This window comes from Bradyrhizobium sp. Mp19, from assembly GCF_029952935.1.
Lineage (GTDB): Bacteria > Pseudomonadota > Alphaproteobacteria > Rhizobiales > Xanthobacteraceae > Bradyrhizobium > Bradyrhizobium elkanii.
Map to the genome: position 1 here is coordinate 89,536 of NZ_JASAUT010000024.1, position 20,091 is coordinate 109,626.

Sequence of the window (20,091 nt, forward strand, 5' to 3'; positions counted from 1 at the left end):
CTCGCCGATCACGCCGTCTTCGCGCCGGCGACGATGCCGGCCGGCTCGTCGCTGAGCCAGCGATAGATCACGCCGCCGAGCGCACCGCCGATCAGCGGCGCGACCCAGAACAGCCAGAGCTGCCCCAGCGCCCAGCCGCCGACGAACAGCGCCGGTCCGGTGCTGCGCGCCGGGTTCACCGACGTATTGGTGACGGGAATACTGACGAGATGGATCATCACCAGCGCGAGGCCGATGGCGAGCGGCGCGAAGCCGGCAGGCGCCTTGCCATGGGTCGATCCCATGATGATGAACAGGAACATCATGGTCATCACCACCTCGGTGATGAAGCACACCACCATGTTGTACTGGCCGGGCGAGTGCGCGTCATAGCCGTTGGAGGCAAAGCCCTTGCTGACATCGAAGCCGGGCGCGCCGCTCGCGATCACATAGAGCAGCCAGGCCGCGATGATGGCGCCCACGACCTGCGCGATGATGTAGGGCAGCACCTGGCCGCCCGGGAAGCGCCCGCCCGCGGCGAGCCCGACCGTCACCGCCGGATTGAGGTGGCAACCCGAGATATGGCCGATCGCATAGGCCATGGTCACCACGCTCAGCCCGAAGGCCAGTGACACGCCGACCAGGCCGATCCCGACCTGCGGAAAGCCGGCCGCGATCACCGCGCTGCCGCAGCCAGCGAATGTGAGCCAGAACGTACCGATGGCCTCGGCAGCGTATTTCTTCATCTCCATCTCGCATCTCCCCTATTTCCAATGTCCGGGTTATCCAAAACGCCGGGAGCGGCCCTCATCTGGGCGCCAAACCACCCAAATCAGGGCCGCACAATGGCATTTTCGCCCTATTTCGTGGCTTTACTAGGCCCGAAAGTCACTCGACCGGTGGACATCTGCGCGTTTCTCTGATACATGCGCGCGCCTAGGGTTAAGAGGCAGGCCTTTTGCCGCCTCTTCACCTCGCCAGAATTCCGAACCGATCAATTCAAAAGAGGATGCCGCGTGCAGGTTCTCGTCCGCGATAACAATGTCGACCAAGCCCTGAAGGCGCTGAAGAAGAAGATGCAGCGCGAGGGCATTTTCCGCGAGATGAAGCTCCGCGGTCACTACGAAAAGCCCTCCGAGAAGAAGGCCCGCGAAAAGGCCGAAGCCGTGCGCCGCGCGCGCAAGCTGGCACGCAAGAAGCTGCAGCGCGAAGGCCTGCTGCCGATGAAGCCGAAGCCGGTGTTCGGCGCTGGCCCCGGTGGCGACCGCGGCGGCCGTCCGGGCGGTGCAGGCGCTGGTCGCGGCCCTCGCTGAACCGTTTTGCCGATATGGAAGTCTAACAGCGCGGGCCACGGGCCCGCGTTGTCGTTTTGAAGCGCGCCGCGTTCCGGGGTACCCATGCAAAACGACCGGCAAGAGCATTTTGCATGACGGCTGATCCGGTAGCCCGCTCGCCCTTTCCAGGACCCGCGCACCGCCGTTGCGCGCCGCATCTCGTCATCATTGCAGTGGTTCTCGGCCTGCCGCTCGGGGGCTGCTCCTTCGACCTCGGTTCATGGGGCTCCTCGGACGACAAGCCGAAGCCGGCTGCCACCGCCGACAAGCCCGCCGCCGACACCATCACCCCGCAAGACGTCAACAGCGCCAAGGATCACACCACGCGTGCGCAGGCGCTGGCGCGCTCGGGCAAGCTCGACGAGGCGATGGCGGAGTTCGAACAGGCACTGGCGGCCGACCCTTACAACATCCAGGCGCTCTACGGCCGCGCCCTGATCTATCAGGGCCGCGGACAGCATCAGCAGGCAATCGACGATTTCACGGCGGCCAGCGGGCTGTCGCCGCAGAAGGCCGAGCCCCTGGTCGGCCGTGCGACCAGCTACCTCGCGCTCGACAAGGCCAAGCAGGCCGCCAGCGATCTCGACGAGGCCGTGCAGGCCGATCCAAGCAATGTTGCGGCGTGGAGCGCTCGCGGCCAGGCCTATGAGCGGCTCGGCGACAAGGCCAAGGCGGCGGCGTCCTACAATCGCGCGCTCGCGCTGCGGCCAAGCGACGGCAACGCGCGCAGCGGGCTGGCGCGCACCGGCGGCTAGCGCTTGGCGTGAAGACAATCCGTCAGGAACGATCGAGCGGCTACTTCGGCAGGACGGCGTGGAACATCGACTTCATGCCGGAGAACATGTCGTCGGTCACCGACGTGCGCTCGTTCTTCTGCGCCGGCATGATCGCCTCGGCGCGCAGGTCGAGCGGGGCCTGCACCACCGGGACCGGAATGTCGGCCGGCGGCGTCAGCCGGTTGGAGTCCTGGCCGCCGGCGGCGTAGGGCGGACGCGGCTGCGAGGATTGATCGACATTGTCAGTGGACGGGCTCGACACCATGATCGGCGGCGGCAACGGCCGGATCGCCGAGGCGGCTGTCGGACGCTGCGCCTCAGGCAGGCGGGCAAGATCGGTGCGCGTAGCGTCCTGGGAACGCGTGGCGTCCTGGGAACGCGCCGCCTCCTGCGGACGCTCCTTGCGCAGCCGCTCGATGGCGGCGCGCGCGAGGTCGTTGGCGTCGCGGCTTTCCTCAGGCGTGACAGCCGTCTCGACCGGCGCAGCTGACGTCGCAGGGGCGGCCGGCTGCGGCGCGGCGGGCGTGACCTTCGCGACGGCCTTCGGCGCCGCCGGGTGATGGCGGGTGTCGGCGGGGATGCTGGCGGTATCGGCCGGCGCCTCAGGCTTCACATCGGCAGATTTGGGGTCGGCCGATTTCTCGGCGGGCTTCTCGGTGACGGTGGCCTTCTCGGACGCCGACCGCTCGATCAGCGTGCGCTCCGACATGCCCTTGGCCTTCACGCCGGCTTCGGGAAGGCTGCTGACGACAGTGGCGGGCTTGGCGGCGGCTTTCGGATCGGCCTTGGGATCGACTGCGGCGGTCACGGCTGCGGCTGCCGGCGCCTCCGGCTTGGCCACGATGTAGTGATTAACGATGTACGCCCCGATGATGGTCGCTGCCACCGAGGGTAAGATGTCCATCACGAATTTCTTCAGGTAACTCAGCATGACCTGCCACTCCCCACCCCGGTATTACATGCTGGAACTTTGAGGCACATTCAGGGATCAACTGCGTCGGATCGGTGGCAAACCCCCGTTCCGACGTCACCTTTGGTGTCGCTTTGGTTTCAGCCGGAGGCGCCCCCTGCGCAGGCCGCATCCGCCTGCTAGATCATCGCGCAGCCGTTAACGGGTTATGAATTTCCACAGCCGCGCCGGCTCGGACCTGCCATTCGGCGGGTGCAGGGTTCCTTGCAGGGTTCCTTGGAGGATTCTTGCGCCGCATCAGGGCTTGAGTTCGACCTCGAGGAACACGATCTCGCTGGCCGTCTCGTTGAGCACGTCGTGCTGGACCCCTGCCTTGCGGAAATAGGATTTGCCGGCTCCGAGCTGCGCCTTCGAGCGCTCGCCGTTCGGCGCCACGATCGTCATCTCGCCCGCCGTGATCGGAACGATGACATAGTCCATCTCATGGGTGTGGTGGCCGGTGGCGCTGCCCGGCGCGAGCCGCCATTCGGTCACGCGGACCTCCGCGGTATCCACCTGCACATCCGATTTGGCGCTGAGCATCGTCATTCTCTCCAATTTTTTTTGAGCGGATCATGCTCTACGGCACGAAAACCATGAACACGAACACGGCGAACACCACCATGTGAACGAGCCCGAACAGGATGTTGGTGCGGCCGGTTCCGAAGGTGAGCATGCTGACCATGAAGGTGAGCAGCAGGATCAGCATATGCTGGTTGCTGAGCCCGAGCACCAATTGCTTGTCGAGCGCATAGGCGGCTACGGCCACCGCGGGAACCGTGAGCCCGATGGTGGCGATCGACGAGCCGAGCGCGAGGTTGATGCTCTTCTGCAGGTCGTTCTTGCGCGCCGCCGACACTGCGGCAACACTCTCCGGCAGCAGGATCAGGGCCGCCACCACCAAGCCGGCAAAGGCCGGCGGCGCGCCGATCTTGACGGTGACGACATCGACCACCAGCGAGAATTTCTTCGCCAGCAGCACCACCGCCAGCAGCGAGATCAGCAGCAGCGCAACGCTGATCGCCGTCATGCGGTCCGACATCACCTCGCCATGCGCCGCCGCCTCATTGGCGCCGCTGACGAAATAATCGCGGTGACGGATGGTCTGGGTGTAGAGGAACACCGCATAGAGCAGCACGGTCACGACGCTGACCACGGCGAGCTGGGCCGTGGAAAACACCGGGCCCGGAGAGGCCAGCGTGAAATTGGGCATATCGAGCGTGATGGTCGCAAGCACGAACAGCACGCTGAGGTAAAGGTTGGCGCCGGTGATCTGGAAATCTTGCTCCTTGTAGCGCAAGCCGCCGATGAAGATGCAGAGCCCGACCAGGCCGTTGCAGACGATCATCACCACCGCAAACACCGTGTCGCGGGCCAGGGTCGGCGCCGGCGTGTCACCCAGCATGATCGTCGAGATCAGCGCCACCTCGATGATCGTCACCGCGAGCGTCAGCAGCAATGTGCCGAACGGCTCGCCGATCCGCTCGGCGATCATCTCGGCATGGTGGACCGCCGCGAACACGGTGCCGAACAGAATGACCAGCAGCACCGCCGCAAACACCCAGCCCCCGGCCGATGGCGCGAAGCTGTAGCCGGTGGCCGTGACCGCGGCAAACAACAGCACCGCCAGAACGGGATACAGCCAGGCCGACCGCGGCATCGGTCCGTGTGCGCTCATCGTGGGGTCCCCTCACTTCGGTGGCGCGATTATGCGACAGACAATCGCCGCCGTCAGCCTCTTGCGGCGTCGATAAACCGCCGCGCCGTCGCCATCGCCCCGAAATCGTCGAGATTATCGTGCCCGCCACCGGGCAGTCGCACGAATTGCTTGGGCTCATGGGCGAGGCCGAACAGGCGCTCGCCGAAGCGAATCGGGATCACCGGATCGTCGGTGCCATGCATGATCAGCAGCGGCGCCTTGACCTGCGCGATGAGCCGGTCGGAGTGGAATTGATCGCGCATCAAGAGGCTGACCGGCACATACCAGAAATGCGCGCCGGCGACGTCGGCCGTCGACGTATACGGCGCCTCAAGGATCAGCTTGCCGAGCGGATGTTCGGCAGCGAGCGCAACCGCAACGCCCGTGCCGAGGGAGAATCCCCAGGCCACGATCTGCTCGGCACGGTAGCGCGCGGTGGTGAAGGCGTAAGCCGCCGCGGCGTCCTGCAGCAGTCCCTGCTCGCTCGGAGACCCGCTCGACCCTGCGTAACCCCGAAAGGACAGCGCCACCAGCCCGGTGCCGTCGGCCGTGATGGCCTTGAAGCGCGCCACGCGTCCGGCAAGGAAATCGCCATTGCCGTGAAAGAACAGCACGACGGGCCGGCCCGGCTTCGCCGGCACGTGCCAGACGATGACCTTCTCGCCGTCGTCAGTGGTCAGGACATGCTCTTCCGCTTCGGGAAGCCCCGCGGCTGCCGGCGCGGTCCGTCCGACCGGCGGGATCGGAAACAACAGTTCGCGCTGCCTGACATACAGCGCAACGAGCCCGCCGAGATAGATGACGAACGCGGCGATCAGGAGCCATTTCAGGATTGCGAGTGCCAGTGCCATCAGCGGTGGCCGCGGCTATGTTTTGCCGCGGAGCTTGCGCAGCTTCTCGACATCCGCCTTGATGCTGTCGGGGACCGGCCGGCACGCGCACGCCGCCGCATGCGCGACGTGCCACTTGATGCGCTGCTCGCGCGTCGCCCGGGGCGGCATGCGATGCGCTCGATGCCACTCCCGGTTCGGCGCCATCGCTGCCGCCTTACATCGCCTTGACGATGTTCTCGGTGACCTTCTTGGCGTCGCCGAGCAACATCATGGTGTTGTCGCGGTAGAACAGCGGGTTGTCGATGCCGGCATAGCCCGAGGCGAGCGAGCGCTTGATGAACATCACGGTGCCGGCCTTCCAGACCTGCAGCACCGGCATGCCGTAGATCGGCGAGGTCTTGTCCTCTTCGGCGGCCGGGTTGGTGACGTCGTTGGCGCCGATCACGAAGGCGATATCGGCCTGGGCGAACTCCGAGTTGATGTCCTCGAGTTCGAACACCTCGTCATAGGGCACGTTGGCCTCGGCCAGCAGCACGTTCATGTGGCCGGGCATGCGGCCCGCGACCGGGTGAATGGCGTATTTCACCTCGACGCCTTCCTTCTTCAGGATGTCGGCCATCTCGCGTAGCGCGTGCTGGGCCTGCGCCACCGCCATGCCGTAGCCGGGCACGATGATGACCTTGGAGGCGTTCTTCATGATGAAGGCGGCGTCATCCGCCGAGCCGAGCTTGGCGGGCTTCTGCTCGCCCGAGCCGCCGCCGGCTGCGGCGGTCTCGCCGCCGAAGCCGCCGAGGATCACCGAGATGAACGAGCGGTTCATCGCGTGGCACATGATGTAGGACAGGATCGCACCGGAGGAGCCGACCAGCGCGCCGGTGATGATCAGTGCCGAATTGCCCAGCGTGAAGCCGATGCCGGCCGCGGCCCAGCCGGAGTAGGAGTTCAGCATCGAGATCACGACCGGCATGTCGGCGCCGCCGATCGGGATGATCATCAGCACGCCGAGCGCCAGCGCGATGATGGTGATCAGCCAGAAGTCGAGCGCGCTGCCGCTCATCACGAGGCCGACGATGAAGAACACCAGCGCCAGCGCCAGCACGATGTTGATGACGTGGCGGAACGGCAGGATGATCGGCGCGCCGCTCATCCGGGCCGACAGCTTCAGGAACGCGATCACCGAGCCGGTGAAGGTCAGCGCGCCGATCGCGACGCCGAGCGACATCTCGACCAGGCTCTGCGGATGGATGTTGCCGGGCGTGCCGATATCGAACGCCTCGGGCGCATAGAACGCACCGGCGGCGACCAGCACCGCGGCCATGCCGACCAGCGAGTGGAACGCGGCGACGAGTTCGGGCATCGAGGTCATCGGCACGCGGCGCGCGATGACGGCGCCGATGCTGCCGCCGATCGCGATGCCGAGAATGACCAGCAACCAGGCCACGCCGTCGGCCGGCGGATGGTTGGCCAGCGTGGTACCGACCGCGATCGCCATGCCGATCATGCCGAACATGTTGCCCTGGCGCGACGACGCCGGGCTCGACAGGCCGCGCAGCGACAGGATGAACAGCACCCCCGCCACGAGATACAACAGTGCAGAGAGATTGGCGCTCATCTCAGGTCCCCCAAAATCCTCATCACCCCGAGGTGATTGCCGCTCACTTGGCTTTCTTCTTGTACATCGCGAGCATGCGCTGGGTGACCAGGAAGCCGCCGAAGATGTTGACGCAGGCGAAGATCAGCGCGACGAAGCCGAAGCCGCGGGCCCAGCCCGAACCGCTCGAGACCATGCCGACGCCGACCGCGAGCAGCGCGCCGACCACGATCACCGAGGAGATCGCGTTGGTCACGCTCATCAGCGGCGTATGCAGCGCCGGGGTCACCGACCACACCACGAAATAGCCGACAAACACGGCGAGGACGAAAATCGACAGCCGGAACACGAACGGATCGACGGCCTGCGCGAGATGCTCCATGGCTTCTCTCCTTACTTCGGCTGGAAGTTGGGATGGATGACGGCGCCGTCCTTGGTCAGCGCGGTGGCCTTCACCAGCTCGTCGTCCCAATTGACCGCGAGCGCCTTGTTGGCCTTGTCGATCATCGTCTCGATGAACGAGAACAAATTGCGCGCGTAGAGCCCCGAGGCCGACGCCGCGACGCGGCCGGCGACATTGGTGTAGCCGACGATCTTGATGCCGTCGGTCTCGACCACTTCGCCGGGCCTCGCGCCCTCGACATTGCCGCCGCGCTCGACCGCGAGATCGACCAGCACCGAGCCGGGCTTCATCGATTTCACCATCTCGCCGGTGACGAGCTTCGGTGCCGGACGGCCCGGGATCAGCGCGGTCGTGATCACGATGTCCTGCTTCTTGATGTGCTCGGCGGTCAGCGCGGCCTGCTTGGCCTGGTACTCCTTGGACATTTCCTTGGCGTAGCCGCCGGCGGTCTGCGCGTTCTTGAATTCCTCGTCCTCGACGGCGAGGAATTTCGCGCCGAGCGATTCGACCTGTTCCTTGGTGGCCGGGCGCACGTCGGTCGCGGTGACGACGGCCCCGAGCCGCCGCGCGGTCGCGATCGCCTGCAGGCCGGCGACGCCGACGCCCATCACGAACACCTTCGCGGCCGGAACGGTGCCGGCGGCGGTCATCATCATCGGGAAGGCGCGGCCAAAGGCCTCGGCGCCCTCGATCACCGCGCGGTAGCCGGCCAGATTGGCCTGCGAGGACAAGACGTCCATCACCTGCGCGCGGGTGATGCGCGGCATCAATTCCATCGCGAAGGCGGACACGCCGGCATCGGCCATCGTCTTCAGCGCGGCTTCGTTGCCATAGGGATCCATGATCGCGATGACCAGCGCGCCGCGCTTGTATTTGGAGAGTTCGGAGGCTTCCGGCCGCTTCACCTTGATGATGATGTCGGCGTCCTTGAGCGCGTCCGCGCTGACGGTGGCGCCAACGGCGGTGAACTCCGAATCGGGAAGGCCCGACTTGATGCCCGCGCCCGGCTCGACCGCGACCTCAGCGCCGAGTGCCTTGAACTTCTTCACGGTATCGGGCGAGGCCGCAACCCGCGGCTCGGACGGATCAATTTCCTTGGCAACGGCAATCTTCATGGGCCCTCCGGCGGCGCGAGCGGCGCACGCGTCTTCAAACTAGCGTTATTTTCGCCAGATTTGGATACCCGGTTTTTACACATCCGGGTTCGACAGGAATTCCGGCACCGCCGCGGGACGGCGGCGCCGCTAGCCGATCTTAAGGATCAGACCAGGAAATAGGCCATCAGGGCGAGAATAATGGCGACGCTGATGGTGCCCCATTTGACCAGCATGATAAACCCTTCATAGGTCTGCTCATGCGCCACGTAATCGTTGCCGTCGGCGGTCGTGTAGGCCACTTCGCTATGGTCTGCCATCGCTGTCCCCAGTCAGAAATTCGCGTTCCTCCGCGAGCCATTACCGCAAACGGGTAGGCAGGGCAACGGCGCGGTCCCGATCGGGCGATTTGAAGCGCAAATCGTCCCCGATCCGGGCGGCCCGCCAACGGCCGCGTCCGGGCCGGATTGATCTCCCCAGCGCGGACGCCAAGGAAAGATCATGCCGTCCGGCGCAAAAAACGCCGGCTTCAGCCCAGGGCCAGCATGGCGGATGGGCCTCAGCCCATCGTTTCCAGCTCGTCGATCATGCCGGCGATGACGGACAGGCCGCCGTCCCAGAATTTGGGGTCCTTGGCGTCGAGCCCGAACGGCCGCAGCAGCTCGGAGTAGTGCTTGGTGCCGCCGGCGGCGAGCATGTCGAGATAGCGCTCGGCAAACCCTTCGGACGCGTGCTCGTAGACCGCATAGAGCGAGTTCACGAGGCAATCGCCGAACGCATAGGCATAGACGTAGAACGGCGAGTGGATGAAGTGCGGAATGTACATCCAGAACGTCTCGTAGCCCGGCTTGATCTCGATCGCCGGCCCCAGGCTCTCGCCCTGCACGCTGAGCCAGATCTGCCCGATCCGCTCGGCGGTGAGTTCGCCGTTCTTGCGCTCGGTATGGACCGCGCGCTCGAATGAATAGAACGCGATCTGCCGCACCACGGTATTGATCATGTCCTCGACCTTGCCCGCGAGCAGTGCCTGGCGCTGCTTGGCGTTCCTGGTCTGGGACAATAGCCGCTTGAAGGTCAGCATCTCGCCGAACACGCTTGCGGTTTCCGCCAGCGTCAGCGGCGTCGGCGCCATCAGCGCGCCGTTCTTTGCCGCCAGCACCTGATGGACGCCATGACCGAGCTCATGCGCCAGCGTCATCACGTCGCGCGGCTTGCCCTGATAGTTCATCAGCACATAGGGATGCGCCGACGGCGTGGTCGGATGCGAGAACGCACCGGGCGCCTTGCCGGGACGGACCGGCGCATCGATCCAGCGATCGTCGAAGAAGCGCTCCGCGATCGCGGCCATCTTGGGCGAGAAGCCGCTATAGGCCGACAGCACCATGTTGCGCGCCTCGGGCCAGGCGATCGTGCCGGTCGCCGCGAACGGCAGCGGGGCGTTACGGTCCCAGTGCGGCAGCTTCTTCTTTTTGAACCAGCCGGCCTTCAGCGCGTAATAGCGGTGCGACAGCTTCGGATAGGCCGCGCGCACCGATGCGACCAGCGCATCGACCACCTCGCGCTCGACGCGGTTGTTGAGATGGCGGGAATCCGCGACATCCTGGAAGCCGCGCCAGCGGTCGGAGATTTCCTTGTCCTTGGCGAGCGTGTTGGTGATCAGCGCGAAGCTGCGCTCATTGTCCTTGAAGGTCTTGGCGAGCGCCTGCGCGGCAGCCTTGCGCTTGTCCCCCGCCTTGTCCTGCAGCAGGTTCAGCGTGGGCTCGATCGCGAGCTCCTTGCCGCCGACCTTGAAACGCAGGCCGGAGATGGTCTGGTCGAACAGCCGGTTCCAGGCCGCGTAGCCGCTTTGCGCCTTTTCGTGGAACAGCTGCTCGACGCGATCCTCGAGCTGGTACGGCTTGTCCTTGCGCAGATCCTCGATCCACGGCCGGTAATGGCCGAGTTCGGGTTCGGCCATCGCGCGCTCAATCACATCATCGTCGACGCGATTGAGCTCGAGCGAGAAGAACAACAGATGCACCGACGCGGCGGTCAGCCGCTCGGAGACGTCGCCGTAGAATTTCGAGATCGCGGGATCGACGCTGTCGCCGGCATGGACGAGGCCGGCGTAAGAGCCGAGACGGCCGGCCAGATCGTCGATCGCCTCATAGCGCCTGATCGCCTCGGCCAGCCACTTTCCGCCGCCCTCCTTGGCGGTATTTTCGGCAAGCTTGCCCTTGTAGTCGGTCTCAAACGCGACGCAATCTGCGTCCATTTTCTGCAAGTCGCGTGCGACCTCAGGCGCATCGATACCGGAGTAGAGATCTGCCAGATTCCATTCCGGAAGCTTGCCGGTCTTGCTGGCTGCCTTTTTCGCCGCCGGGCCGCCTGCGGACGATTTGCGTTGCGCGGCCGTCTTGCGCAACGCGGCTTCCTTGCGGGGAGCGGCCTTGCTGAGGGCAGACTTGTTGGATGCAGTTCTGGAGCGCGAGGTCATCTTGTTCGTAACCTTAGTTCAGTCGGAAAGATGTCGGCGGCGGCGGAATGAATGCGGGTTTGCAACATTTAAGAGTACGTTAATCGGCATCGGCGACATTGCCCCGATTCGAGACAAATAAACGTAGCGTGCGGGGAAAACCATGGCTGCCACCATTTTGATCGCCGATGACGACGCAGTACAGCGCCGTTTGGTTGAAAACATGGTGCAGAAGTGCGGCTATGAGCCCCTCGTCGTGGACAGTGGCGACGCGGCGATCGCGGCCCTGACCGCTTCCGAGACGCAGGCGATTGACGCCGTCGTGCTCGACCTCGTGATGCCGGGCCTCGACGGTCTTGGAGTCCTCGCAAAAATTCGTGAAGCTGGTTTGACCGTCCCGGTCATCGTGCAGACCGCGCATGGCGGTATCGACAATGTCGTGTCGGCGATGCGCGCCGGTGCCCAGGATTTCGTCGTCAAGCCGGTCGGCTTCGAGCGGCTGCAGGTTTCCCTGCGCAACGCCCTCAACGCCTCGGCGCTGAAGGGCGAATTGCAGCGGATCCGCCACAGCCGCGAGGGCCGGCTGACCTTCTCCGACATCATCACCCGCAGCGAGGCGATGGCCGGGGTGCTGCGCACCGCGCAAAAGGCCGCGTCCTCGACGATCCCGGTGCTGATCGAGGGCGAATCCGGCGTCGGCAAGGAACTGTTCGCGCGCGCCATTCACGGCAGCGGCGAGCGCAAGGCCAGGCCGTTCGTTGCGGTGAATTGCGGCGCGATCCCGGACAATCTCGTCGAATCGATCCTGTTCGGCCACGAGAAGGGCGCCTTCACCGGCGCAACCGAGCGCCATCAGGGCAAGTTCGTCGAAGCGCATGGCGGCACGCTGTTCCTCGACGAGGTCGGTGAATTGCCGCTGGCCACGCAGGTGAAACTGCTGCGCGCGCTGCAGGAAGGCACCGTCGAGGCGGTCGGCGGCCGCAAGCCGGTCAAGGTCGATGTTCGCATCATCTCGGCCACCAATCGCAAGCTGCTCGATCTCGTGAAAGGCGGCCAGTTCCGCGAGGACCTGTTCTATCGCCTGCACGTGCTGCCGCTGACCATTCCGGCGCTGCGACAGCGGCGCGAAGACATCCCGCATCTGCTGCGGCATTTCCTGGCGCGGTTCTGCGCCGAGGAAAACCGCAACATCACCGGCATCAGCGGCGAGGCGATGGCGCACCTCGCGCAGCTCGACTGGCCGGGCAACATCCGCCAGCTCGAGAACACGGTGTATCGCGCCGTGGTGATGAGCGACGGCGACCAGCTCGGCCTCGCCGATTTCCCGCAAGGAACGGCGCATCCGGTGCCGGAGGGCAAATCGCTGCAGGGTGAGCCGCTGGTGGTGTCGCCCTCCACGGCTCCCGCCATGATTTCCGGTAATGAAATACCGGTCGCTGTTTCCCTGCCCCCCGTAGGCGGCCTTGCGATGCTCAATGCCGCGGGCGAGGTGCGCCCCTTAGAAGATCTCGAGAACGAGATCATCCGCTTCGCGATTTCGCATTACCGCGGACAGATGTCGGAGGTCGCGCGCCGCCTCAAGATCGGCCGTTCGACGCTCTACCGCAAGCTCGACGAAGCTGCGGCCGGCGCGCGCGCAAGCGACGCCACTTAGCCCTCGAGGCCGACAGGGCCACACCAGGGAACCTTTTGAACCGTGTCGTGGCGGTGACAGACAAAGGCTGTGCCGCGTGGCAAAAACGCACGGCCCGGAGCGAAATCAGCTGCTTCGAGGTCAGTTTGTCGTGAGTTGCCCCGCATGGCGCTGGCTGCATGAGAGGGGCAAATGTATCGTCTGCGTTCGTTGTGTGCAGGCGTGCGAGTCGATCGAGAGGCCGGCGCTTCGCGCAAGCTATGAAACCAAATTCTGAATTGAACTGTTCCGGTTTGACGAGGGGCAGTTTCACCCAGGGGGTGTGACGATGCGTGACTGTTCGAACAACCGTCGAGGATTTGACCGCGTATTGATGGCCGTCGCGGCAACCTTCCTCACGGTGTCCGCGACCTCGGCCCTCGCGCAGGACACGCCGCACTCCAGCGCTTCGGAACTCGCGATCGACGCGGCGATCCCGCGCCCCGAACCGGCCAACGTGCCGCCCCCCACCGCAAGCGATTTCAAGGCAGACACCACCGCAGCGCTGCCCGATGCAGCCAAGCCGGCCGACGTGAAGCCCGCCGATGTGCAAGCCACCGAGGCCAAGCCCGCTGAGACAAAGCCCGTCGACGCCAAGCCGGCACAGCCGAGCACCACGGCAAAGGCCGTCGAACCGAAGCCTGCCGATGTCGTAACCGCGCCGGCGACGCAGCCCGCCGACGCGCCGAAGACCGATACCGCGGTCGCGCCGGCGGCCCCCGCCCCTGCAACTGCCACCGCGCCTGCCGCAAGCCCCGCGCCTGCAACGGCCGCGGCGCCGGCCACAGCGCCTGCTCCCACGACCGCCGCTGCTCCGGCTACGGAGCCTGCGAAGGCAGCGAGCAACGTTGCCGCCGAGGATCAGCCGGTTGCCGACAAGCTGCGCGAACTGCTCGCCAGCAAGTCGCTGCGTACCTTCGACCGCAAGAACGAGCGCGCGGCGGCCGAGAAGTTCTATTCGGCTCGCGAATACGCGCCGGTGTTCACCAAGGCCGGCAAGCTGACCGATGCCGGCAAGGGTGTGATCGCACGCCTGAAGGACGCGGCCGCCGACGGCCTCGATGCATCAGACTATCCGGCGCCGGATTTCGCCGCGGCGACCTCGCCGGACGCGCTGGCCGACGCCGAGCTGAAGCTCGCGGCCAGCATGCTGGACTATGCCCGCCAGGCCCAGAGCGGCCGCATGCACTGGTCGCAGGTGTCGGGGGACATTCTCTATCCGGAGCACCCGATCGATCCGGCGGAAGTGTTCGCCAATGTGACCTCCGCCAAGGACGCCTCCGCCGCGCTCGACGGCTACAACCCGCAGCAGAAGCTCTACAAGGAGCTGAAGAAGAAGCTCGCCGAGCTGCGTGGCCAGGGCGACGGTCCGGTCATCACGATCGCGGACGGGCCGGCGCTGAAATATTTGCCGGCGCGCAAGAAGCAGGCCGCGGTCGAGATGGACGATCCGCGCGTGCCGGATCTGCGCAACAAGCTCGGCATCACCGAGGATGCCGACAGCACCAAGTATGACGCGACGGTCGCGCGGGCCGTGGAGAAATTCCAGAGCAGCGTCGACCTCAAGCCGACCGGCGTTCTCGACGAGCGCACGGTGAAGGCGCTGAACAATCCGAAGCGCGATCGGCAGATCGACACCGTGATCGTCAACATGGAGCGCTGGCGCTGGCTGCCGCGCCAGCTCGGCGCCGCCAGTGTCGGCAACGCCTATGTGATCCTCAACATCCCGGACTACACGCTGAAGGTGATGCAGAACGGCGCGCCGGTCTGGACCACCCGAGTCGTCACCGGCAAGCCCGGCCAGCATGCCACGCCGCTTTTGACCGAGACGATGAAGTACATCACGGTCAATCCGACCTGGAACGTGCCGCCGTCGATCATCTACAACGAGTATCTGCCGGCCCTGCAGCAGGATCCGACGGTGCTGCAGCGCATGGGCCTCAGGCTCGAGCGCAACCGCGACGGCTCGATCCACATCTCGCAGCCGCCGGGTGAAGCCAACGCGCTCGGCCGCATCCGCTTTAACTTCCCGAACAAGTTCCTTGTCTATCAGCACGACACGCCGGACAAGTACCTGTTCGCGAAGGACGAGCGTGCTTTCAGCCACGGCTGCATGCGCGTGCAGAATCCCGATCAGTACGCCGCCGTCCTGCTCAACATCACCGAGCCGAACCAGCACTACACGCCGGAGCGGATCCGCAGCATGTACGGCTCGAGCGAGGTCGACCTGAAATTCCCGACGCCGATTCCGGTGAACATCACCTACCAGACCGCGTTCGTGGACGACGCCGGCAAGCTGCAGTTCCGCAGGGACGTTTACGGCCGCGATGCCAGCATGCTGTCGCTGCTCAGGAACAGCCGCGGCAAGGATCTCGAGACGGTGGTGGCGCACGCCCAGCCGAGCTACTCGCGTCCGCCGAGCAGCAGCCTGCCCGCCGGCGTCAATGTCGCCGGCGACAACGGCTTTGGCTCCTCCGGACCAAACTTCTTCGAGCGCCTGTTCGGGGGATTCGGACAGCCGGAGCCGCAGCCGATCCGTCGCGGGCAAGCCCAGCAGCAGCGCCGGGTGATCACCCGCTAACCTGCATTTCCGCCCGATTGGGATAAATTTTGAAGCAAAATCAACGATCTCGCTCAAAGGGCGAGATCGTTTACGTTAACCATTTCGGGTCTCGGCTGGGGAGCAGGGCTATCTTTTGCCACAGTCGCCCAGTTAGTTAAGCCTAACTTGGGGGCGGGTCGGTAAACCTCGGTTAACCCTCCCGCTTTAAGAAAGCGTTCACCGTCTTCCGCAGGGGGTCTGCGAAAGATGCCGACCGAACGCTCGTCGACTGGGTGGGCTCATAGTGCTGGCTGTCTTCGCACGCCGCTGCAATCCGCTGTCGTTGCCTAAGGCCGGATACCAAGTCGGCCTGACTGCGCTATTGCTGTTGGCGGGCGCGGGATCGGTGCACGATGCCACCGCGCTGAACCAGACCCGCACCCTCTCCTTCCACCACACCCATTCCGGCGAAGACCTCACCGTCACCTTCAAGCGCGAGGGCCGCTACGACGAAGGCGCGCTGAAGCAGCTCAACCACTTCCTGCGCGACTGGCGCTCCCAGGATGAAACGGTGATGGACCGTCACCTCTTCGACATCCTGTGGGACGTCTATAACGACGTCGGCGGCAAGCAGCCGATCCAGATCATCTCCGCCTATCGCGCCCCTGCCACCAACGCCATGCTCCGCCGCCGCTCCTCGGGCGTCGCGCGCCACAGCCAGCACATGCTGGGGCATGCGATGGACTTCTTCATCCCGGGCGTGCCGCTGGAGCAGATCCGCTACGCGGGCCTCCGCCTGCAGCGCGGCGGCGTCGGTTTCTATCCGACCTCGGGCTCGCCGTTCGTCCATCTCGACACCGGCAGCATTCGCCACTGGCCGCGCATGACCCGCGAGCAGCTGGTCAGGGTGTTCCCCGACGGCCGCACCGTCCATGTCCCGACCGACGGCACGCCGCTCAAGGGCTATGAGCTTGCCAAGGCCGACATCGAGCGCCGCGGCAATGGTGACGATGCCGCGACCATCGGCAAGCCGAGCCTGTTCGCGAAGCTGTTCGGTGGCGGCAAGTCGAGTGACGATGAAGACGAAGGCGCGGCCAGCGTGAACGACAAGCCCGCCGCCAACACCGTGGTGGCCGCCGCCGCGCCCGCCAAATCCGCCGATCCGATTCCGCTGCCGCGCGCCAAGCCGCAGTTCGCCGCCGCCATCCAGCTCGCCGCCGCCGACGCCCAGCTCGTCCCGATGCCGAAGGCGAAGCCCGCGGTGCAAATGGTGCAGGTGGCCGAGAACACCGCGCCGCAATCGCCTGCCGACATCATCAACGCCCGCGGCTTCTGGGGCGACGAGGGTGAGGCGCCGAAGCAGGCGTCGGCGGCGCAGATTGCCGCGCTGAAGGCCCGCGAGGCGGTCGGCGGTACCGATCCGCAGACCACTGCCAGCACGACAACCGAAAACTTCAACAAGGCGCTGGCCTATGCGCCGGCGGCGGCGTCACCGGTCGATCGCGCCAACATCGTCGCAGCGACCGCGCCGATCCCGCGCAACGTACGCCCGACGCGCAATGCCGCGGCTCCTAGCACCGAAATCAACACCGTCGTTGCCAAGGGCGCACCGAGCCAGGGCGTGATCACGACCTCCGCGCGGATCTCGGCTGCCAAGGGTAACGATATCTGGATGCGCGTGGTGATGCTGGCGCCGAGCGCCAGCAATGCCATGCTGACCACGGTGCTTGGCGACACCGACATGACGATGATGCGGGCTCATTTCGTGAAGCCGCAGGCCGCCGTCGTCATGACCTTCTCGGAAGATCCGATGATGGGCATGACCTGCGACCGCTTCTCGGGCTCGGCGACCGCCCTGCTGACGACCCAGTCCTTCGTGCTCCGCACCGCCTCGCTGCGCTGAGCCGCGCTTCTACCGACAAGATAGCTTTGCGCCGGTTCAGGCCGGCAGCCCTGCCTTGAGCAGGCCGGCCTCGTAGCGCGCCCGATCGGGCTCGCACTTGTAGCGCTGGGTTGTCAGGTGCGCGGCAACCGAGAAGGTCGGCTCGCGCTTCAGCACCTCGGCGGCGTGGGCGGAGGCCGCCACCGTGTTGCCCATCTGCGCGAAGGTCGCCGCGAGGAAGGCGTGATGGGTATGGTCGGGGCGCGTGATCCGCGAGAACGCCTCGGCGGCGTCAGCGTATTTCTCGGCGCAATAGCAGGCCCGGCCGAGATGGCTCCAGAAGCGCTCCGGATGGAACGGATTGAGGCGCATCGCCCGCTTGATCCAGTCGATGCCTTCCTCGGGCCGCCCGAGCCACGTCAGGAGCTCGCCCTGTTGCACGACGACGAGGTCGTAATTCGGGTTCAGCGCGAGCGCGCGCTCCTGGTGGAAGGCCGCCTTGTCGTGGTCGTCGCGGTTGAGGTTCAGCGCGGCGAGGATCCGGTGCACGTCGCTGTCATTGTCGTCGAGCTTGAGCGCGATCTCGAGCTCGGCAGCGACCTGCGCCATGGTCGCGTCGCGGTCGGTGCACCAGTTGTAGACCCAGGTCTGGCCGAGCACGCAGGCCCGCCAGGCGTGGGCATGGGCATAGTTCGGGTCGAGCACGATGGCCCGCTCGAGCAGGCGCTGCGCCTCCGCGTTGTCGTCCCGTGCCGAGCGATGATGCAGCACCTTGGCGGCGAGCACGCACTCATAGGCCGCCATATTGTCGGTCGGCTTGCGCTTGACGCGGTCATGCGCGGCAGCCTCGAGGCGCCCAGGCAGGGTCGCTACGATCGCGCGCGTCATCTCGTCCTGGATGGCGAAGATGTCGGCAAGCTCGCGGTCGTAGCGTTCGGCCCAGACGTGCCGGTCGGCCACGGCGTCGATCAGCTGCACCGTGACGCGGATCCGGCCGCCCGCCTTCCGCACGCTGCCTTCCAGCACGTAGTCGACGGCGAATTCCTTCCCGACATCCTGCACCTTCACGGCCTTGCCCTTGTACACGAAGGTCGAGTTGCGCGAGATCACCAGCAGGTCGTGGAAGCGCGACAGCTCGGTGATGATGTCCTCGGTGAGCCCGTCGGCGAAGAATTCCTGCTCGGGATCGCCGCTCATGTTGACGAGCGGCAGCACGGCGATGGAGGGCTTCTTGGCGACGACCGGGGCGGCCACCGCACTCGGGTGCTCCGAAACGGGCCTGGCACCGGATTCGAGATGGACGCGGAAAACCCGGATCGGGCGCGCGATGTTCTTGACGGTCTGGTCGCCGAGATCCTCGAAGCTCAGATCTTCCAGGCGATCGCCGACCTGATCGCGGACCGCGCCGGAAATGCAGATGCCGCCGGGCTCGGCCAGCGTCTCCAGGCGGGACGCGACGTTGACGCCGTCGCCGAAGATATCGGCGCCGTCAACGATCACATCGCCAAGATTGATGCCGATGCGAAACTGCATCCAGCGCGCCGGCGTGACGTCGGCGTTGCGCTTCGCCATCCGGTTCTGGACCTCGGCCGCGCACAGCACCGCATCGACGACGCTGTGGAATTCGACCAGCAGGCCGTCGCCGGTGGTCTTGATGATGCGGCCGCGATTCTTGGCGATGGCCGGATCGATCAGCTCGATGCGATGGGTTTTGAGGCGCGCAAGGGTGCCCGTCTCGTCAGCCTCCATCAGGCGGCTATAGCCGACCATGTCGGCGGCGAGGACCGCAGCGAGCCGACGCTCTGGTCCTGGCACGTCCATCTGAACGATCTGCCCGGTTACCTCGCCGGCAGTGTAGCAAATCCCTGGATTTCACCCAAGCCTTGAACGCACGTCCCGAACAGGCGCCCCGAAAGGCCGCCTGGCGCCGCCTACCGGCCGAAACGCCGGCCGGCTCACAGCATCCCGAGCGCCTGCATGTAGGTCTCCAGGATGGTCTCCTGCTCCATGCGCTCGTTCGGATCCTGCTTGCGCAGACGGATAATGGCGCGCAGCGCCTTGACGTCGTAGCCGTTGCCCTTGCTTTCGGCATAGACGTCGCGAATGTCGTCCGAGATCGTCTTTTTCTCTTCTTCCAGCCGCTCGATGCGCTCGATGATGGACTTGAGTTGGTCCTTGGCAAATCGCGTTGCGGGCTCTTCCTTGACGGCGGCAGACGTGGTGGCCATCGCGCACTCCTGAACAGGTATTGAAATGTTACGCGAATACGCGCCTTGCGCACCGCTTGCTGCGGGCGACCCTCGATTTTGGCGCGCGTTCCGTCAAGGAAACATCGCGCTCATCCACAGCGCGCCCACAGGAGATGCGGACGGCCGCGGAACTGACGTCACAGAGGCTGAGGTTCAATGCCCGCTTTGGGCCTTCTTCATCGCCGCGAGCTGCTCCGGCGTCGCGCTGCCCTGATGCTTCGCCTTCCATTCCTCATACGGCATGCCGTAGACCGCCTCACGGCTCTCGTCCTTGCTCACCGCAAGGCCCTTGGCGTCGGCCTCTTCCTTCATCCAGTTGGACAGGCAGTTGCGGCAGAAGCCGGCGAGGTTCATCAGATCGATGTTTTGCACATCGGTGCGGTTGCGCAGGTGACTGACGAGACGCCGGAAGACTGCGGCCTCGAGTTCCGTTCTGGTTTTGTCGTCAATGCTCATGATCGTGATCCCGTGTGTCGCGCTCACCATATTGATATCAGGTGGGAATTGTCACAGATTTTGCCATATCGGCGCGCAGAACGGACCCGTCCGGCCACCCCGGCCACGGTCCGGCAGCGTCGCAGACGGGCGCCCGCCCGTTGACAGTGCCAGCCGGGCACGCGAAATCGTCCATGA

General features: G+C 65.5%; 19 protein-coding genes. 5 read left to right on the forward strand and 14 right to left on the reverse strand.

Annotated elements, in window-relative coordinates; translation table 11 throughout:
- Nucleotides 1-8: 8 nt before the first annotated feature.
- Entirely contained in the window at nucleotides 9-731 is a 723-nt protein-coding gene (gene aqpZ, locus QJT82_RS24835; protein WP_016840586.1) for an aquaporin Z, read from the reverse strand.
- A gap of 264 nt (nucleotides 732-995) precedes the next feature.
- On the opposite strand from aqpZ, the gene rpsU reads away from it, so the two are divergent.
- Together rpsU and QJT82_RS24845 are read left to right on the forward strand one after the other, a co-directional pair.
- A complete protein-coding gene (rpsU, locus tag QJT82_RS24840) occupies nucleotides 996-1,292 on the forward strand; it encodes a 30S ribosomal protein S21 (protein WP_021078544.1) in 297 nt (98 codons plus the stop codon).
- 113 nt (nucleotides 1,293-1,405) lie between these two features.
- A complete protein-coding gene (locus QJT82_RS24845; RefSeq protein ID WP_028340622.1) occupies nucleotides 1,406-2,068 on the forward strand; it encodes a tetratricopeptide repeat protein in 663 nt (220 codons plus the stop codon).
- A gap of 40 nt (nucleotides 2,069-2,108) precedes the next feature.
- On the opposite strand, the gene QJT82_RS24850 is transcribed toward QJT82_RS24845, so the two are convergent.
- The 10 genes from QJT82_RS24850 to QJT82_RS24895 all read right to left on the reverse strand — a co-directional run bounded on the left by QJT82_RS24850 (nucleotide 2,109) and on the right by QJT82_RS24895 (nucleotide 11,134).
- On the reverse strand, nucleotides 2,109-3,020 hold the full coding sequence (locus QJT82_RS24850; protein ID WP_028340623.1) for a hypothetical protein: 912 nt from the start codon (nucleotides 3,018-3,020) through the stop codon (nucleotides 2,109-2,111).
- A gap of 276 nt (nucleotides 3,021-3,296) precedes the next feature.
- The gene (locus QJT82_RS24855) at nucleotides 3,297-3,581 is read right to left on the reverse strand and encodes a cupin domain-containing protein (protein ID WP_028340624.1); all 285 of its coding nucleotides are present in this window, start codon (nucleotides 3,579-3,581) and stop codon (nucleotides 3,297-3,299) included.
- Nucleotides 3,582-3,618: 37 nt separating this feature from the next.
- Nucleotides 3,619-4,716, reverse strand: coding sequence for an ionic transporter y4hA (locus tag QJT82_RS24860; RefSeq protein WP_028340625.1), 1,098 nt, complete (start codon nucleotides 4,714-4,716; stop codon nucleotides 3,619-3,621).
- 53 nt (nucleotides 4,717-4,769) lie between these two features.
- Nucleotides 4,770-5,588, reverse strand: a complete 819-nt coding sequence (locus QJT82_RS24865; RefSeq protein WP_028340626.1) for an alpha/beta fold hydrolase — start codon at nucleotides 5,586-5,588, stop codon at nucleotides 4,770-4,772.
- Nucleotides 5,589-5,603: 15 nt separating this feature from the next.
- The gene (locus tag QJT82_RS24870) at nucleotides 5,604-5,774 is read right to left on the reverse strand and encodes a hypothetical protein (RefSeq protein WP_196238154.1); all 171 of its coding nucleotides are present in this window, start codon (nucleotides 5,772-5,774) and stop codon (nucleotides 5,604-5,606) included.
- 10 nt (nucleotides 5,775-5,784) lie between these two features.
- Nucleotides 5,785-7,182 carry an NAD(P)(+) transhydrogenase (Re/Si-specific) subunit beta gene (locus tag QJT82_RS24875; RefSeq protein WP_028340627.1) on the reverse strand — a complete coding sequence of 466 codons (1,398 nt, stop codon included), beginning with the start codon at nucleotides 7,180-7,182 and terminating at the stop codon, nucleotides 5,785-5,787.
- Nucleotides 7,183-7,225: 43 nt separating this feature from the next.
- Nucleotides 7,226-7,543: a proton-translocating transhydrogenase family protein gene (locus QJT82_RS24880; protein ID WP_016841609.1), complete on the reverse strand. Its 318-nt coding sequence runs from the start codon at nucleotides 7,541-7,543 to the stop codon at nucleotides 7,226-7,228.
- A gap of 11 nt (nucleotides 7,544-7,554) precedes the next feature.
- Nucleotides 7,555-8,679, reverse strand: coding sequence for a Re/Si-specific NAD(P)(+) transhydrogenase subunit alpha (locus QJT82_RS24885; protein ID WP_028340628.1), 1,125 nt, complete (start codon nucleotides 8,677-8,679; stop codon nucleotides 7,555-7,557).
- A 146-nt stretch (nucleotides 8,680-8,825) separates the two neighbouring features.
- Complete coding sequence (locus QJT82_RS24890; RefSeq protein ID WP_016841611.1) at nucleotides 8,826-8,978, reverse strand: aa3-type cytochrome c oxidase subunit IV; 153 nt, start codon at nucleotides 8,976-8,978, stop codon at nucleotides 8,826-8,828.
- 239 nt (nucleotides 8,979-9,217) lie between these two features.
- Complete coding sequence (locus QJT82_RS24895; RefSeq protein ID WP_028340629.1) at nucleotides 9,218-11,134, reverse strand: M3 family oligoendopeptidase; 1,917 nt, start codon at nucleotides 11,132-11,134, stop codon at nucleotides 9,218-9,220.
- 142 nt (nucleotides 11,135-11,276) lie between these two features.
- On the opposite strand from QJT82_RS24895, the gene QJT82_RS24900 reads away from it, so the two are divergent.
- The 3 genes from QJT82_RS24900 (at nucleotide 11,277) to QJT82_RS24910 (ending at nucleotide 17,230) form a co-directional block, all read left to right on the forward strand.
- Complete coding sequence (locus QJT82_RS24900) at nucleotides 11,277-12,767, forward strand: sigma-54 dependent transcriptional regulator (protein WP_281446659.1); 1,491 nt, start codon at nucleotides 11,277-11,279, stop codon at nucleotides 12,765-12,767.
- A 307-nt stretch (nucleotides 12,768-13,074) separates the two neighbouring features.
- On the forward strand, nucleotides 13,075-15,366 hold the full coding sequence (locus tag QJT82_RS24905) for a L,D-transpeptidase family protein (RefSeq protein ID WP_028340631.1): 2,292 nt from the start codon (nucleotides 13,075-13,077) through the stop codon (nucleotides 15,364-15,366).
- Between the two features lie 265 nt (nucleotides 15,367-15,631).
- Entirely contained in the window at nucleotides 15,632-17,230 is a 1,599-nt protein-coding gene (locus QJT82_RS24910) for a DUF882 domain-containing protein (protein WP_028340632.1), read from the forward strand.
- 36 nt (nucleotides 17,231-17,266) lie between these two features.
- Here the strand turns inward: QJT82_RS24910 and QJT82_RS24915 are convergent, their stop codons facing one another.
- From QJT82_RS24915 to QJT82_RS24925, 3 genes are all read right to left on the reverse strand, one after another.
- A complete protein-coding gene (locus tag QJT82_RS24915; protein ID WP_028340633.1) occupies nucleotides 17,267-19,030 on the reverse strand; it encodes an adenylate/guanylate cyclase domain-containing protein in 1,764 nt (587 codons plus the stop codon).
- Between the two features lie 134 nt (nucleotides 19,031-19,164).
- Complete coding sequence (locus QJT82_RS24920) at nucleotides 19,165-19,437, reverse strand: DUF2312 domain-containing protein (RefSeq protein WP_024584938.1); 273 nt, start codon at nucleotides 19,435-19,437, stop codon at nucleotides 19,165-19,167.
- Nucleotides 19,438-19,611: 174 nt separating this feature from the next.
- The gene (locus QJT82_RS24925; RefSeq protein WP_026191804.1) at nucleotides 19,612-19,914 is read right to left on the reverse strand and encodes a DUF1244 domain-containing protein; all 303 of its coding nucleotides are present in this window, start codon (nucleotides 19,912-19,914) and stop codon (nucleotides 19,612-19,614) included.
- Nucleotides 19,915-20,091 lie beyond the last annotated feature (177 nt).

Coding starts and splice junctions, on each gene's coding strand:
- aqpZ (WP_016840586.1), bottom strand. CDS start 731: ATGGAGATGAAGAAATACGCTGCCGAGGCCATCGGTACGTTCTGGCTC.
- QJT82_RS24845 (WP_028340622.1), top strand. CDS start 1,406: ATGACGGCTGATCCGGTAGCCCGCTCGCCCTTTCCAGGACCCGCGCAC.
- QJT82_RS24850 (WP_028340623.1), bottom strand. CDS start 3,020: ATGCTGAGTTACCTGAAGAAATTCGTGATGGACATCTTACCCTCGGTG.
- QJT82_RS24855 (WP_028340624.1), bottom strand. CDS start 3,581: ATGCTCAGCGCCAAATCGGATGTGCAGGTGGATACCGCGGAGGTCCGC.
- QJT82_RS24860 (WP_028340625.1), bottom strand. CDS start 4,716: ATGAGCGCACACGGACCGATGCCGCGGTCGGCCTGGCTGTATCCCGTT.
- QJT82_RS24865 (WP_028340626.1), bottom strand. CDS start 5,588: ATGGCACTGGCACTCGCAATCCTGAAATGGCTCCTGATCGCCGCGTTC.
- QJT82_RS24870 (WP_196238154.1), bottom strand. CDS start 5,774: ATGGCGCCGAACCGGGAGTGGCATCGAGCGCATCGCATGCCGCCCCGG.
- QJT82_RS24875 (WP_028340627.1), bottom strand. CDS start 7,182: ATGAGCGCCAATCTCTCTGCACTGTTGTATCTCGTGGCGGGGGTGCTG.
- QJT82_RS24880 (WP_016841609.1), bottom strand. CDS start 7,543: ATGGAGCATCTCGCGCAGGCCGTCGATCCGTTCGTGTTCCGGCTGTCG.
- QJT82_RS24885 (WP_028340628.1), bottom strand. CDS start 8,679: ATGAAGATTGCCGTTGCCAAGGAAATTGATCCGTCCGAGCCGCGGGTT.
- QJT82_RS24890 (WP_016841611.1), bottom strand. CDS start 8,978: ATGGCAGACCATAGCGAAGTGGCCTACACGACCGCCGACGGCAACGAT.
- QJT82_RS24895 (WP_028340629.1), bottom strand. CDS start 11,134: ATGACCTCGCGCTCCAGAACTGCATCCAACAAGTCTGCCCTCAGCAAG.
- QJT82_RS24900 (WP_281446659.1), top strand. CDS start 11,277: ATGGCTGCCACCATTTTGATCGCCGATGACGACGCAGTACAGCGCCGT.
- QJT82_RS24905 (WP_028340631.1), top strand. CDS start 13,075: ATGCGTGACTGTTCGAACAACCGTCGAGGATTTGACCGCGTATTGATG.
- QJT82_RS24915 (WP_028340633.1), bottom strand. CDS start 19,030: ATGGACGTGCCAGGACCAGAGCGTCGGCTCGCTGCGGTCCTCGCCGCC.
- QJT82_RS24920 (WP_024584938.1), bottom strand. CDS start 19,437: ATGGCCACCACGTCTGCCGCCGTCAAGGAAGAGCCCGCAACGCGATTT.
- QJT82_RS24925 (WP_026191804.1), bottom strand. CDS start 19,914: ATGAGCATTGACGACAAAACCAGAACGGAACTCGAGGCCGCAGTCTTC.